We start from the raw sequence: 13,689 nt of genomic DNA, 5'->3' as shown, positions 1-13,689 counted from the left end.
CTAAGTACAACTTTTGATGTATACAATGAAATTTTATTAATGTAATGGTATGATTTTTTTGATATTTTATTGTTTTTATAACCAACGCTTAAAACTCCCGGCGGCCATCCATACCGTTATCCCGGACCATAAGGCGGCAGGTAATAAAAGCAGTATCGCAGGCAGAAACAGTGGCTGAGCCAGATAAACCACCCACAGCGTGGTGGCGACTGAACTGCCTGACCTGATGACATAACGGTGGAAAAAAACCGATTCCAGCCCGGAGCCAAAGCGCCTCAAGTCCCGTTGAACCAGCCCTTCGGTTAGCCCGATTACAACACACAGGCAAATCAGGGGGAGCATAGCGGCAAGCCATACCAGGCGCTGCATAAAACTCACCAGCGTATAGGCCAGGGCGGTGAACGGTTTTTGCAGGAGCCTGTTGGCCATAAGTACACGAGTTGTCCCTTTTTCCAGCAGCACCAGAATTTCATTCCCCAGCGGATGCGATTGCAACGCAATAACCAGTTCCACCCGCTCTTGTCTCATCACCTGAAAAACATGCCTGCTTCCCTCCTGTGGCCACCAGAAATAGAGCCCCGCCAGTTCCAGTACTACGCGCAGCACCAGCGCACCAATAACCAACCCGATTAACCTTCCGGACAGCGACAGCAGCCAGCCAATCGGTCCTTGTGGTGGAGACGAAGGTGGGGCCCGTTGCTCACTCATTCCGGCAGCCCCTGCTGGCGAGCCTGCATCCAGGCCGCCAGTTGCGCGACAGACTCCGGCAACGGGCAGTGCTTATCCGTTACGGGCAGCGGCAGGCGGATTTTCCACAACCGTCCGCCCTCAAGCAGGGCAAAAGCCTGGCCTTTGGGAAGCTGGATCAGCGCGGCGGTATCCAGCAGCGGTACATTGCGGGTAACTACCTGCTCGCGGGTGTTGCTGCTGAAGCTGTTGGTGCCGCCCGGCGTGTCGGTGACGCCGGAGCTAACCTGTCGGCTGCGCACTTCCACCTGCGGCAGTTGCTTTGTCAGCAGTTCAGCGGTGGCGGTTTCGCGCACCCGCAGCATAATCAGGTTGTTGAAGTTACCCACCACCTGGTCTGCCTTGGGCGCGCTGCCGATGCGTGCCTGAATATCACTTAGCGTCTGGGTGTAGGCGGTGACCTGAATACCCGCGCCGCCGCCTTTGTTGACCAGTGGAATAAACTCCTCGCCCATCAGTTCGTTAAACTCATCGCAGTGCAGGTTGATGGGCGGCTGTTTTTCACTGCTGGTGGGTAGTCCTTCGTTGAGGCCAAATTTGTAGAGATGCCCGGCGACACTCACCAGATCGGCAAACATCGAATTGCCGACGGCGGCAGCGACCACCGCATCGGAGAGCGCGTCCAGCCCGACATACACCACCGCTTTCTGGCGGATCGCCTGCTGCCAGTCGAGGATCGGACGCGTGTCGTCCAGATCGTGGTAGTCCGGGGCGAGCAGGGCGGCGAGCGTGCCGGTGGTCAGCTTTTCCAGCAACGGCAGCAGCGAGGCGACAATCTTGTCGAAATAGGTTTTGTCATAGCGCACCGCCGAGAGCAGCCCATCGAGGATCGGATCGTAGAATTTCTCCGCGTTGAGGTACTGTTCCAGCGCCACTACGTGAGGATCGCGTCCCAGCATATGGCGCGGCGTGTTTTTGTCGTTAACGCGCTCCGCCAGTTGCGCCACCACTTCCCACGCCCGCGCGTTGTGGCGTGGCAGCACGATGCGGGCATAGTCGATAAACAGGGCATCGATATTGACGACGTGGCGGGAAATTAACTGATAGTCGGGGCGCTGACCGAGCGCCACCAGGGCGCGGGCGATGATATTGACAAAGCGCCAGGCGAACTCGCGAAAGGCCGCCGAGTTACCTTCGCCGGAAAGCTGTCCGGTGAGGCGCGACGCCACTTCCGAAATGCGGCCAAAGCGCCCGATGGCGTTGTAGCGGGCGGAGATCTCCGGGTAGGCCAGATGGAACAGAATAAAGCGGTCGCCGCGTCCGGCGCGCTGCGCCTCTGTCCACAGACGCTTCAGCAGGTCGGCATCGCCCTTCGGATCGAAAACGATTACCACCTCACCGCGACGGATGTCCTGAGTGGCAAGCAGTTCCGCCAGCCGGGTTTTGCCGACGCGGGTGGTGCCAAGCACCAGCGTGTGGCCGGGGCGTTCGCTGAGCGGCAGGGTGACGTCGTACTCTTTCAGTTCTACTCCATGCAGCCACGGATTGCCGCCGACGGGCGGCAGCGGGCGCACCGGGTTCAGCCAGCGATCGGCGCTGAGCAGGCGGGAAAGGCCGGGCAGAGTATGTTCGCTGCGTTTTTCGATGTGTCTTGCCAGGCGGTAACACCATCCCGGGCGCAGCCAGCGTGCGGCTTCCGGTTGCAGGCAATCGTACAGACGCTGGGTGTGGATAGGCTGCCAGCGGAAGCCTTTACCGAGAAACAGCCTCTGGCGGCTAACCGGGACTTTCCGGCTGGTGAGCGCGTAGCGCGGCAGGCGCAGGAGGTTACGGTGGTAGCGCACGATGTGCCAGCCCTGCCAGCCACGTCGCAGGGCCAGCAGCAACAGGGCGCATGCAAGCAGGTGGGCCTGCCACGGTGTCAGCATCAGCAGCGGGGCCTGCGTCAGGCAGATTAATGCACCACAGCCAGCGGTGACGGTGCTGTAAAACTCCACGGGCGGGCGAAGCAGCGCTTCCAGCGCGTAACGGCTCATGGCGGAGCGGCCTGTTGCAGGTGGCGGCTGACCAGCTTACGGTAGCGTGCAGCGGGCGCGCCGCCTGCAGGGCGGTGATATCGGGCTGCGGCATTGAGCCAGCTTCCGGGGCGTTCATCGTAGCGCTTACGCAGCAGTTGCGCGGTGAGCGACAGGTTGTGCAGGGGATGCAGGGCGTCGCAGGGAGAGTCAAAATACGCCCGGTGCCAGCCGATATTGATCTGCCCGAGCCCCACGTCAATGCGCTTCGGGCTGGTACGGCGGATGGCGGCCAGCAGCGCCTGACAGGCCTGCTCCCGGCTGGCGTAGCGGTAGCCGGTACCTTTGATATTGAGCGTCCACGGCCATGGGAGATGCCTGCCGCTCAGGTTCGCCCCGCTTTCGGTTTGTGTGACGGCCCACAGCAGTTCCGGCGGCACGCGGTAATTTTTTGCGGCGCGCAAGTACGCTTCCGGCAGCGGCTGTGCCAGCGCCAGGCAGGGCAGCAGCAGGATCAGGGCAGCAGCAGGATCAGGGCAGGACCTCGCGCCATTGCTCCCCCTTACGCTCCAGCGCCACCGGGATTTTGCTCTGGCCCAGCATCAGCCATCGGCCCGCATCATGGTTAAGGGTGATGCTGTGTTCACTCACCAGCTTTGTGTCGATGCCGTGCGCCATCGCCCAGCGGCGCACCCGGTTATCATCGCCTTCGCTGTTGACCAGCCAGATATCCAGCGGACGCTGCTGCGCCAGCAGGGTACGCAGCAGGCTGTCGCAGGGTGGGCAGTCATCCTGGACGAACAACGAAACGCGGGAAGTGCTGGCAGAGGTGGTTTTCAGCGGTGTCAGGCCCGGATAGAGGCGTTGCCAGGCCGCGTCATAGGCGCGCTGAAAGGCGAGTTCTTTCTCCAGCCGTTGGTACTCCTGCCTGACCAGCAGTTCGGCGAAGTGCTGGCGTTCGTGGTCAGTGTCGGCTTCGACGCCCAGCGTGGTCAGTGGATCGATCCCCGGCGACCAGACGCCGCGCGCCTGCTGTTTCAGCGTGAGATAGCGCTGCCACTCCTCCGGCGTGATACCCCAGACGGTGGCCTGCTGTTGCGTGGTCAGCGGTCTGAGAGCAGAGTCCGCGCTCCGGCTGGTCTGCACCTGAAGCGGTTGCGCTAGCACGCTGGCGGTGAACATTAACAGGAGAATCAGGCGTTTCATCGCTTACTCCGGTACTTTCAGCGTCAGCTGATGCTTGCCGTGGCGGAATACCGACCGACGCTCATCAAACCGTTCCAGCTGCCAGCCTTGCCACTGTTCCCCCCTGCGCAGCCACACCACCTGATGGAGGTAAACGGCTTCGGGCGGCACAATCACCGCCAGGCGGATATCACCGCGCTTTACGGTCCCGGCGAGAAAAAACGGGGCCGTTAACGGCCCCAAAGGGCGGAGGGACATGGGATGACGGTAAGCCACCGTTGGCGGGAGGGAATGGTCGCTGGTGAAACAGATTTCACGGCGGTTTTCGTCGGTGGTCATCCGCCACGCCGGGCCCGCCAGCAGTTGCAGGGCGCTCTTCAGGCGCAGCGGGCCGGTGTTGTACTGGCTCAGCGGTAATGGGAGCCCATAAAGCTGCGCCCGGTGCGCATCGGCGAGACACAAAGACCAGCCGCTGTCGCGCAGCAGGTATTGCAACGCTTCCCCTATCGTCGGGTGAAAACCGGGCGGCACGGACAGGGCGGTAAGCTGTTCGAGTGGCGGCTGTTGCGGTGATGTGCTGACCAGCAGATAGCGGTCGTAGCGGACGACTTCTGGCGTGGCTGGGGAGGCGGTGGCCACGCCGATGAAAATGAACAGGAGCAGGGTTATTAATAGTCGTTTCATCGCATCCTCCACAGTGCTTTGACAGGAGCGTGCCGGATGAGAGGGTTGGGGAATACCGACAACTGTTTGCGGCGTCAAAAAATAGCGCCCGGTTAAGGGCGCGAAATCAATTCAGTAAGGGAATCTTTCACCCATCAGCCCCAGCGTGGCGGCGATGGGGATGCCTTGCTCAGAAAAATGAACGCGTAACGTTAGCCTGACGGTTTGCTGCTGCGTGCTGCCGTTGGTTTTCTGCGACAGCACCGAGCGGTAATCGATACGAATGGTGCGTTGCGGCGGTTGGTGGGCGATAAAGGCCACTATCACCGCCATTTCAACACCTTTCAGCAAGTCCCTGATGGCGTTGTCATTCCGGTCTTCAAGACAGTGCCTGTGGGCCGAAAGGGTAATGGCCAGATCCAGCGGTAAGCCAGCGTCCAACGCCTTGTCATCAAGGTTAATCAGTTTGCCCTGGTTAAGGGCTTCTTCGCGTGAATTCAATGCGGTATTCATCATGCGTCTCTCCGGTAAAAGGCCAGGGAAACGCCCCGGCGGGGAATTTCCCCGGCAGGGTGAATGCTGTGCGTCAGAATTGCGCTACAGGCTCTGCTGGCGGTGCGGCTGGCGCTGGCTGGGATTCAGCTTCGCGCTCTGCCCGGTAAACCTCTTCACCGTCAATTTTGATGAGCCCGATGTGCAGCAGATGGGCTTTCAGGCTGACACCGGTTTCGCCTTTACGGTCGCCTTTGCTGTAGACAAAGGTGTCGGCATACAGATCGCCGAGGCGGAACTGGATCAGCACCTTGCGTTTCTGCTCGCAGGCGTCGATACAGCGGCGCACCAGTTTCTGCGCTTCCTTGCCGCTGACGCGGCAGTCGAACCAGGTGTGCTCTGCGTTGCTGGCTTCGCCCCGCAGTGCGGCAATGTCGCAGCACAGGAACGGTTCGCCTTTTTTCGGGGTCACTTCCCGGATCCGGTTGAGGTAACCCAGACCGCTGGTGTACAGGTTGAAGTAGTGGGTATCGTTCATGGTGGTATCTCCGTGTTGAAAGGTGCGGAGGCCCCATGCGCGGGGATGCCCCGCTTCGGGTTTGGCTCATGGGCTGCAAGGCCTCTGAGTTACTGGCAGTACGGGCATTCCGCGCTGTGCGCCTCCGCGTTTCAGGAATGCATGGCGGACTTTGGTGATAACGGCATTACAGCAACAGCTTTCGGGGGGAGAGGACAGCGAGATTTGTTACCGGTGGCTGAATAATTTCCGTGACAGGCTGAGAGGAGAGTATGTGATTTTCATCACAAAATTGCGCTTCGGTGAGTTGAAAAGTTGTGCAGGAACCTTATCTAGAAAGCGGGTAAGGAACACCTGTCCACAAGACATGAACTTTTTGAATATTCTTTTTTACTGTTCAGGAGGTACATGATGACTCTCAGAACTTTTCCCATGTTGAACGATCTCTCCGACTCTCTGTTTGCGGACCGTTTTAACCGTATCGATCGCCTCTTTAGCCAGCTAACCGGCAGCACGCCGTTGCCCTCCACGCCTTCGTACAATATCCGTCGGCTGGGCGATAACCGCTATGAACTGACGCTCAGCGTGCCGGGCTGGAAAGAGAGTGAACTGGAAATTGAAACCGTTGGCGGTCAGCTGAACATCAGCGGTAAACGTGAAGAGGAGAAAACCGAAAACGGCGAAGAAGGGTGGATCCATCGGGGTATCAGCCGCAGCGACTTCCGGGCCAGCTATAGTCTGCCGGAGCATGTGAAAGTGACCGGCGCTTCGCTGGAAAACGGCTTACTGGCAATTGAATTACACCAGGATATCCCGGAAGAAGAGAAACCGCAGCGCATCGCCATCAACAACAACCCGGCAATTGAACACAAGCCGTAATCGTTGACTGACGTTGTTTTCACGCCCGGCAAACGCCGGGCGTTTTGCTAACCTGATGAGCCACTTTTCTGGCCTCTGAATATTTGAGCCGTGAGCGCTGTAACGGTTTCTTGCTGCTGCGCCAGGAACGCCTCCAGCCCCATTTTCCCCGTCGCGATGTCATCCAGCATCTGATCCCATAGCGCAGTGGTGCCCGGATCTTTCAGCGTTTCCGGCAGGGCGTCAATCAGCGCGCTGGCGGTATCCGTTGCCAACAGAAAGCGGCGTTGCTTAATCAGATAACCACGCTTAAGCAGCGTCTGGATAATCCCGGCGCGGGTGGCTTCGGTGCCAATACCGGCGTTCTCTTTCAGCCGCTGTTTCAGGAGCTCATCGCTGACAAAACGGGCGGCGTTTTTCATCGCGGCAATCAGCGTCCCTTCGGTGTAGTGCTCCGGTGGCTGGGTCTGGCGGGCGCGAACGTCCACCTGTTCCACCTCGCAGGTTTGTCCCTGTTGCAGGGCGGGAAGTGCCTGCGTCTCTTCCGGCGATTGGGTTGCCATCTCGCGCAAAAACAGTTGCCGCCAGCCGCTGACAATCACCACAGAGCCACGGGCAGCCAGCGTTTCCCCGGCGCAGTTCAGGCGCAACTCCGTTTTATCCACCTCATGGTCCGGCAGAAACTGCGCCAGAAAATGGCTGCGTACCAGGCCGTAAACCTTGCGCTCGCTGTCGTTCATCTGCGTCAGATCTACCGTTTTACGGGTCGGGATGATGCCGTGGTGGGCGGTGATTTTACTGTCGTCCCACAACCTGGAGCGTTGCTGCAGATTTAGTTGCGTGGCGAGGGGCTGGAGTGAGGTGTCGCTGGCAACCACCGCGGCCAGCACCTGTGGCGCTTCAGCGTGCATGGAGAGCGGCAGCCAGCCGCAGTCGGTGCGCGGATAGGTGGTGGCTTTATGGGTTTCATACAGGCGCTGGGCGATATCCAGTACCTCCTGCGCGCCCATGCCCCACTGTTTTGAGCAGACCTGCTGCAGGGCGCTGAGGGTGAAGGCCAGCGGTGGCGGTGTTTTCTCCCGCCGGGTGGTCACATCCAGTACCAGCGCGGTTCCGGCCTGTTGCAGGCGCGCAGTGGCCTCGCGGGCGGCGGATTCACGGATACAGCGGCCTTCGTCGTCGCAGTACGCTTTATCCGGTTGCCACTGCGCCAGAAAGGTAGTGCCCTCAGCATGCAGCCGGGCGTCCACCCGCCACCAGGGGCGGGGCGTGAAACGGGCGATCTCCCGATCGCGCTCCACCACCAGGCGCAGGGTCGGCGTCTGCACCCGGCCCACGGAGAGCACGCCTTTGTGCCGCCGGTTCATCAGCGTGCAGGCGCGGGTCATGTTGATGCCGACCAGCCAGTCAGCGCGGGCGCGCGCCAGTCCGGCCTGGTACAGCGGAAACGTGCTGTCGCCGGGTCGCAGCGCTGCAAGCGCCTTGTGGATGCTGGCCTCATCCAGCGCCGACAGCCACAGTCGCTGGACCGGACCGCGCCAGCGGCATTGTTCCAGAATTTCGCGGGCGATGGTTTCGCCCTCGCGATCGGCGTCGGTGGCAATCACCACTGCATCTGCCTGTTTCAGCAGCTTTTCGATGATACGGAACTGCTTGCGTACCTCCGGGCGGATCACCAGCCGCCATGCCGGGGGAATAAACGGCAGATGCTCTGCCCGCCAGTGTTTCAGCGCCGGATCGTAATCCTCCGGCGCGGCCATGCTCAGCAGATGGCCGAAGCACCAGGTGATGGTCACGGTGGCGTTATGCAGGTAGCCGTCGCTGCGGTTATGGGCGTCAAGAACGCGGGCGATATCACGCGCCTGAGAGGGTTTTTCGCACAGGTAAAGTTGCATGAGCTGTCTCCGGTGAAAGGGAGTTCAGCATGGTGTGCCGGAGGGATAAGGCGACAGGGGAAACTGGAGGGCGAAGGTAAAAATTGCACCTTAAAACGTGCATTAAGCGGATAGTGCCTGTTTTAAGGTGCATGAGGTGAGTTTAAAATTTTCGCTAAAGTGACACACAGGGTTTAACTTTGCGCAGAATTTTAAACCAGCGCGGTTAAGGGCTGTATTCGCCGCAGCATAAACATCACCACCGAAAGCTGCGTATTCAGCACCTGTCGCCGCCATTCGAGCGCCATCAGCGCGTCGCGCAGTTCATCGCTCGCGTCCGGCTGTTGAATGGCTTCCTGCAACGCCACGCTCCCCGAACGGTTGTTGTCCAGATTGCGCCAGCGCAGATAGCTGACGCCGGAGCGTGCCGGGTTACTGCACAGGATCAGCGGTACATTACGCCCCGGCAGTTCATACACCGCCTGTTTCAGCATCGGCTGGCGTAGTTGCAACTGCATGCGCAGCGTCTGTAATTCCCGCACCAGCGCTTGCAGCTCTCCCTTACCCTTAAAGGCCTTTAAAAGGCCCTTTAGCGAGCTTTTGCGGGCGGAGCGTTCATCATCATCGTCATTGAACATCGCGCTGTATCTCCGCAAGCATCTTTTTGGGCAAATTCCCGAGTTTGTGGGCCATCGACTGCGCCAGTGGACTGTTCGCTCTCACGTCGGCGCGGCTCACGCCTGTGGTGCGAAAGCGGTTCACGAAGCTGAACACCTGAAGCATCAGGCGTGGGATAGTGGCAATGAAATCGCGCTTCTCCGCCTGGGTGATAAGGCCGAGATGCCAGGCAAGCAGGGTGCGGCGGACCAGCAGATCGTAATCAATCAACTGTTGCAGCAGGCGCGAACCGGGCGGTGAGAACAGCGCCAGCGGCAGGATGAATTCGGTCGGGGACGGGTTACTGACCTGCGTGGTGTGGATAGCGCCTGGCAGGCTGGCGAAGGCTTGGTCCAGCCGACTGTTTTTTTGCTTCAGCAGGTGCGCGATCAGGTTGAGGCGGATGCGCAATTGCTTCAGCCAGTGGGCGGCCCACGGATCGTCGGCCTCTTCGGCGCGCAGCAGTCGCCTGAGTAACGCCAGACAGAGTAGCATTCCGGTGGGATGCGCCTGCCAAAGCCGGGCGGCGACGCGGGTGTGCAGGGTGATGCGGATATCGCTGAACAGGGTTGTGCCAGGCATCGGAAATTCTCCATGGATTCAGATGCCCGCAGTGTCGGTCCGCGCAATGAGTCAGGCGACGGGAAACCCATCTGGTTCACAGAAAGTTAATTTCGCCGATGAATGAGGTTTGATTGATAGCTGGTACACCGGCTTTATGCGGTGCGCATAAAATCCGGGCTATCTGCGCCTGCGCCGAAGCTGATTGAACTCGCCCCGTCTGGCTTTCTCCAGCGTTGCCAGCAGATAGGCGAGGGGGCGGTGGATATCGTGGGCGGCGATCCGCCACAGACAGTCGTCCAGCACCTGCTGGCAGAGGTCGGGATCCAGATTGCGCATCGCGCGTTCGGCGGCGCGGCGCTCGCTGGCGCTGAAGGGATTATCCACAGGCCAGTGCAGCAGTTGCGTACGCTTTTGATGTTTATTGTTTAAATCTGTACCAGTATGTACGCAATGCGGCTCAGGTTGCCCGCCAGCCCCCGCCACATCACTGAGTCTTAATTGAAGACTCGGGCATTTTTTACTGAGTCCTCGATTAAGACCAGGGGCGGTCTTCAATGGAGACTCAGTGCAGGTTCGTCCACTGTCCACAGGTTGTTGCAGGGTGAGCAGCAGCCCGATGGCGATGTTGCGGATACGCCGGTTGCGGTGGCGAGAACAGGCCGTAAGCAGCGCCAGATATTCGCTGTCCATCCGGCAGGCATCAGCATGAGTCAGTGGCGCATCATGCAGGGCGTAGAGGTTGCCGGTGATCCTGCCGCTTTGCTCGTCGCGCAGTCGCTGGCACAGGCTCAGCCAGCGGGTGATCCGCAGCATCATCAGCGCATTGCTGACAGTGCTGCGCGAGGCCTTCTCGCCCTCGGGCTGGTCAGAGAGCCAGCCCTGCAGTTCGTTGTAGGAGGGGAAGATGCCGCTGCCGTCGTCGCGGGCGTGCAGGCGCAACAGTTGCCATGCGAACTTGTCGCGCGGGGAGAGGTTGCGCGCCAGCAGCAGGCGCTTCGGCACGCTCTGCTGCGGGTTGCCGAGAAACAGCAGCCGATCGTCACTCTTCATGCAGCAACTTCTCCTGAGTCCACTGGCGCAGCAGGTTCCAGATGACCGTCAGCGACAGATCGTGTTCGCGGGCCATTGCCATCATGGCGGTCAGCGCTTCGGGTGAGTCGAGCTTGTTCACGCCCGTTTTCTGCCACTCATTCCATACCAGCGTTTCCACCTGCTCATCCGGAGCATTGTTGCGCCCTTGCCGGACAAACAGGCCAATCAGCCGCCGCCGGGCACAAACTTCCGGCGTGGAAAGACCAAAGTAGTGGTTGATAAATTCGATGGACGCGCCCAGCGATAGGGCTTCCTCCAGACGCTGCTGGAACAGCCGCTCCTGCTCCATCCTCGCCAGCATCCGGCCCAGCATCTCGTGATCAATGTGGGTGGTGATGAACTGCACCGCGCTGTTGCTGAGAAACAGGATGTCGTCGGCGGTAAGGCGCGTCAGCTCGCACAGCTCCTGCGGGCTGAAGCCGAGCGATTCGCAGTAGCGGATCTGCCCCTCCTTCAGCGCCTGGACGATGTGGGTGAGTACTGCCTGGTTAACTGAGGGTGTCATGGCACACCTCCCGCAGCCGTCGCTGGCGGCACAGGCTGATAAGCTGCATCAGTTGCTGGATCTGAGCGTTGTTGTAGTCCGGCGATAACAGCAATTCGAGGGCGGGCATCGGCGTACTGGTGTCACCATTCAGGGCCGCCAGCACCTGATAGCAGCGCTGTGCCGCCGGGTGGGGAAAATCGTGGCAGGGCGCGAGGGTGAAACCGGCGGGAGCGCTGTCGTTCGGCTGGATACAGGCGTCCAGTCCCCAGCAGGCAAACAGCGACCGTGCCGTATGTACCAGCGGCGAGGGCTTTGACGCGCCGGGCACGGCGGGTTCCGTCGGTGGCTCTGGCTCTGGCTCTGGTAGTGGTGCTTTTTCCGCCTCCGGCGGAGGCGGCCAGAGGACCTTTTCGGCCGGAGGCCCCAGCAGCGCCTGGCGCCTGCTCTGGCCATCGGTCAGTTCCGCCAGCAACGTATTCCAGCTCATGCCGCTGCGACAGCTCATCTCCCCGAGCAGTTCATCCTGCACCAATTGCGGTACCACGGCTTCCGGCTCGCCGTTGAAGGTGGCGAGGGCGGTGCTGAACAGGTCGGCAAATTCCGGCTGGCGTTCCAGTGGCATCAGCTTTGCCCAGACCTGTTCCGCTGTGCTGCGTAGTGCCAGCAGGCGATCAATAACCTTTCGGGTCAGACCGCCATATAGCGCGTTAGGGATGCAGGGCAGCAGCCAGTCGACGGTCTGCAACATCCGGCTGATTTGCGACTGGCTGACGGGATAGCCGTCGCGGGTGAGTTGCTCCGCCAGCGCCAGCTGCGTCGGGCATTCAATACCTGCCTCGAGGTAAAGATCGCGCAGGTGCAGGATCCCTTCCGCGCGTTCGATAAACATCAATCCATTATGCAGGTCGCTTTCCGCCAGATGGCCGATCAGGCACTGGACTTCGCCTTGCTGCGGTGACAGCGTTTCCGGCCACGGTCTGAATGGCCAGCAGACGCGGTGGTAACGTTCATCCTGCGTCTCCTGCCACAGTTCATTGAGGATGGCGAGGCGCGTATTCCCGCCGCTGGCGAGCATATATTTTTCATCACCGGGGCGACGGGTCAACATCGGCGGGTTATCCAGTCCGCGGGCAAGAATTGACGCTTTCAGTACGTCATAGCCGGGGTTGCGGGTGACGCGGGGATTGAGGGAGAACGGCTGGATTTGCTCCAGACTGACCTGGACCATTTCCTGTTCTCCGGTAGTGCTGGCACCGTGAAGCCAGCGGTTGAGCAGATGTGAAGCGCACATAATCTTCCTCCGGCATTCAGTCATCGCGTGTGAGGCGGATGCGCTGGTGGATCCACGCGTCCACCTCGCTTTCCAGCCAGGCGACGTGGCGGCTGTTGAGTCGAATGGATGGCGGAAACTGTTGCAGCTGGATTTGCCGGTAAATCCACGATTTACCGAAGCCGATTTTGTCTTCCACCTGGCGTAAGCGTAAAAATCTGTCGCTATTCATAACCATTCCTCCTGTGTCCAGATTCGTTCACATCAGCACGATGGGCGTGGTTATCAAAGCAGCAGCGTCCCTGCCAGGCAGTAAAAATCCTTATCTGGGTTAGTGAGAGTTGTTAGTTGAAAGGATTAGTTGATCGCGTTACGGCGGTGCACCGCGCTGGAGTGCGGTTTTCAACGTCTCGGCGCTCAGCGGCAGGTGCATACCTTCTTCACGCGCCCAGCATTCGAAAATGTTCAGCAGTTTGTAGGGATGCTCCAGCATTTCATCGTCCAGTTGCGGGTTGTGCTTGCAGGCCAACCACAGCAAACGGGAAAGCGCGGAGGTGATCCGCTCCTTTGATTCCGGCTGATGACGGGTCAGGAAGGCTTCGAGATGAGTGCGGCGGATGACGAACAGTGCGTCAGGAGGCAATGTATCCTGCAGGTAGCAGACGGACAGACTGAGCCGGGATTTCAGGTCATTGCGTCCATTGCCATACAGCTGGCCAATCAGCAGATGCAGCTCTTCCTGGAGGTTGTTCTGCGTGGCGAGCAGTTCCAGTAAAAGCTCCCGCAACGATTTGCGGCAACAGAGTTGGTAGTAGCTGTCGTTTTCATCGCAGACCACGATGCCAATCTGGTTGCAGCAATGAGTATCATTGGGGCAAGGGCGATTCAACGTTTTCGCCAGTTGCTGGTGGAGCAGCAGGCGCTCAAGGCCGATTAACGGCAAATTCCACAGATGGCTGGTGGTCAGTTGCAGAGTCGGGTCGCGTCGGCATGGCGGAGAGTTCGCCATCACTTTGCGGTTGCCGGGTTTGTTGCACTGCGAAGGCGGAAAGGGGGGCTTGCTGAATCGGCAGGCAAAGTGGCAAGGGGGATTGAGTGGTCTCAGAAGTACGGGAGAAGGGAAGTAGACCGAGAGTAGCAGATCGCCATGCAGGGCATGGCGGATCAGGTCGGCGGGCAGCAACGTGATGTTGTGCTGCCGGATGACTTCTGCGGCCTCATCCAGCGTCAGCCACTCCTGGCGGATTTTGTGTGGGGGCATGAGGTGTTCCTTTTTGTGTTGTTGGTTGCGTGTCGTGCTTGTTGATGGTGAAAACCGGTGTGAGATG

General features: G+C 59.8%; 16 protein-coding genes. 1 reads left to right on the top strand and 15 read right to left on the bottom strand.

The genetic code is table 11. The annotated features are described in order from the left end of the window. Positions 1–75 precede the first annotated feature (75 nt). The 7 genes from ABLU87_RS17685 to ABLU87_RS17655 form a co-directional block, all read right to left on the bottom strand. A complete protein-coding gene (locus tag ABLU87_RS17685) occupies positions 76–708 on the bottom strand; it encodes a DUF4400 domain-containing protein (protein ID WP_122117218.1) in 633 nt (210 codons plus the stop codon). Next, positions 705–2,723, bottom strand: a complete 2,019-nt coding sequence (gene traD, locus ABLU87_RS17680; protein WP_122117217.1) for a type IV conjugative transfer system coupling protein TraD — start codon at positions 2,721–2,723, stop codon at positions 705–707. The genes ABLU87_RS17685 and traD overlap by 4 nt, the downstream gene beginning before the upstream one ends. Continuing rightward, on the bottom strand, positions 2,720–3,166 hold the full coding sequence (locus ABLU87_RS17675; RefSeq protein WP_227633881.1) for a transglycosylase SLT domain-containing protein: 447 nt from the start codon (positions 3,164–3,166) through the stop codon (positions 2,720–2,722). Before ABLU87_RS17675 ends, traD begins: the two co-directional genes overlap by 4 nt. 67 nt (positions 3,167–3,233) lie before the next feature. Beyond that, positions 3,234–3,908: a TIGR03759 family integrating conjugative element protein gene (locus ABLU87_RS17670; RefSeq protein WP_122117215.1), complete on the bottom strand. Its 675-nt coding sequence runs from the start codon at positions 3,906–3,908 to the stop codon at positions 3,234–3,236. Between the two features lie 3 nt (positions 3,909–3,911). Next, positions 3,912–4,571 carry a pilus assembly protein PilL gene (locus tag ABLU87_RS17665; protein ID WP_122117214.1) on the bottom strand — a complete coding sequence of 220 codons (660 nt, stop codon included), beginning with the start codon at positions 4,569–4,571 and terminating at the stop codon, positions 3,912–3,914. Positions 4,572–4,682: 111 nt separating this feature from the next. Beyond that, entirely contained in the window at positions 4,683–5,066 is a 384-nt protein-coding gene (locus tag ABLU87_RS17660; RefSeq protein WP_122117213.1) for a hypothetical protein, read from the bottom strand. Between the two features lie 70 nt (positions 5,067–5,136). Beyond that, complete coding sequence (locus ABLU87_RS17655; protein ID WP_032718930.1) at positions 5,137–5,580, bottom strand: STY4534 family ICE replication protein; 444 nt, start codon at positions 5,578–5,580, stop codon at positions 5,137–5,139. Positions 5,581–5,967: 387 nt separating this feature from the next. On the opposite strand from ABLU87_RS17655, the gene ABLU87_RS17650 reads away from it, so the two are divergent. After that, positions 5,968–6,438, top strand: a complete 471-nt coding sequence (locus tag ABLU87_RS17650) for an Hsp20 family protein (RefSeq protein ID WP_122117212.1) — start codon at positions 5,968–5,970, stop codon at positions 6,436–6,438. A gap of 47 nt (positions 6,439–6,485) precedes the next feature. Here the strand turns inward: ABLU87_RS17650 and ABLU87_RS17645 are convergent, their stop codons facing one another. From ABLU87_RS17645 to ABLU87_RS17610, 8 genes are all read right to left on the bottom strand, one after another. Then, entirely contained in the window at positions 6,486–8,312 is a 1,827-nt protein-coding gene (locus tag ABLU87_RS17645) for a DNA topoisomerase III (RefSeq protein WP_122117211.1), read from the bottom strand. A 191-nt stretch (positions 8,313–8,503) separates the two neighbouring features. Beyond that, a complete protein-coding gene (locus tag ABLU87_RS17640; protein WP_122117210.1) occupies positions 8,504–8,929 on the bottom strand; it encodes a DUF3158 family protein in 426 nt (141 codons plus the stop codon). Then, entirely contained in the window at positions 8,919–9,530 is a 612-nt protein-coding gene (locus tag ABLU87_RS17635; RefSeq protein WP_122117209.1) for a PFL_4669 family integrating conjugative element protein, read from the bottom strand. The genes ABLU87_RS17640 and ABLU87_RS17635 overlap by 11 nt, the downstream gene beginning before the upstream one ends. A 159-nt stretch (positions 9,531–9,689) precedes the next feature. Then, positions 9,690–10,562, bottom strand: a complete 873-nt coding sequence (locus ABLU87_RS17630) for an STY4528 family pathogenicity island replication protein (protein WP_122117208.1) — start codon at positions 10,560–10,562, stop codon at positions 9,690–9,692. Then, entirely contained in the window at positions 10,552–11,109 is a 558-nt protein-coding gene (locus tag ABLU87_RS17625) for a DUF2857 domain-containing protein (RefSeq protein ID WP_032670637.1), read from the bottom strand. Before ABLU87_RS17625 ends, ABLU87_RS17630 begins: the two co-directional genes overlap by 11 nt. After that, positions 11,093–12,382 carry a ParB family protein gene (locus tag ABLU87_RS17620; protein ID WP_122117207.1) on the bottom strand — a complete coding sequence of 430 codons (1,290 nt, stop codon included), beginning with the start codon at positions 12,380–12,382 and terminating at the stop codon, positions 11,093–11,095. Before ABLU87_RS17620 ends, ABLU87_RS17625 begins: the two co-directional genes overlap by 17 nt. A gap of 16 nt (positions 12,383–12,398) precedes the next feature. Next, on the bottom strand, positions 12,399–12,593 hold the full coding sequence (locus ABLU87_RS17615) for an AlpA family transcriptional regulator (RefSeq protein WP_122117206.1): 195 nt from the start codon (positions 12,591–12,593) through the stop codon (positions 12,399–12,401). A gap of 138 nt (positions 12,594–12,731) precedes the next feature. Next, a complete protein-coding gene (locus ABLU87_RS17610) occupies positions 12,732–13,622 on the bottom strand; it encodes a hypothetical protein (protein WP_122117205.1) in 891 nt (296 codons plus the stop codon). Positions 13,623–13,689: the final 67 nt, after the last annotated feature.

Source organism: Klebsiella sp. CB_Kp196 (genome assembly GCF_040061575.1).
Classification (GTDB): domain Bacteria; phylum Pseudomonadota; class Gammaproteobacteria; order Enterobacterales; family Enterobacteriaceae; genus Klebsiella; species Klebsiella michiganensis.
Note: the sequence above shows the minus strand (reverse complement) of the source record. Positions and strands in the feature narration are given on the sequence as shown.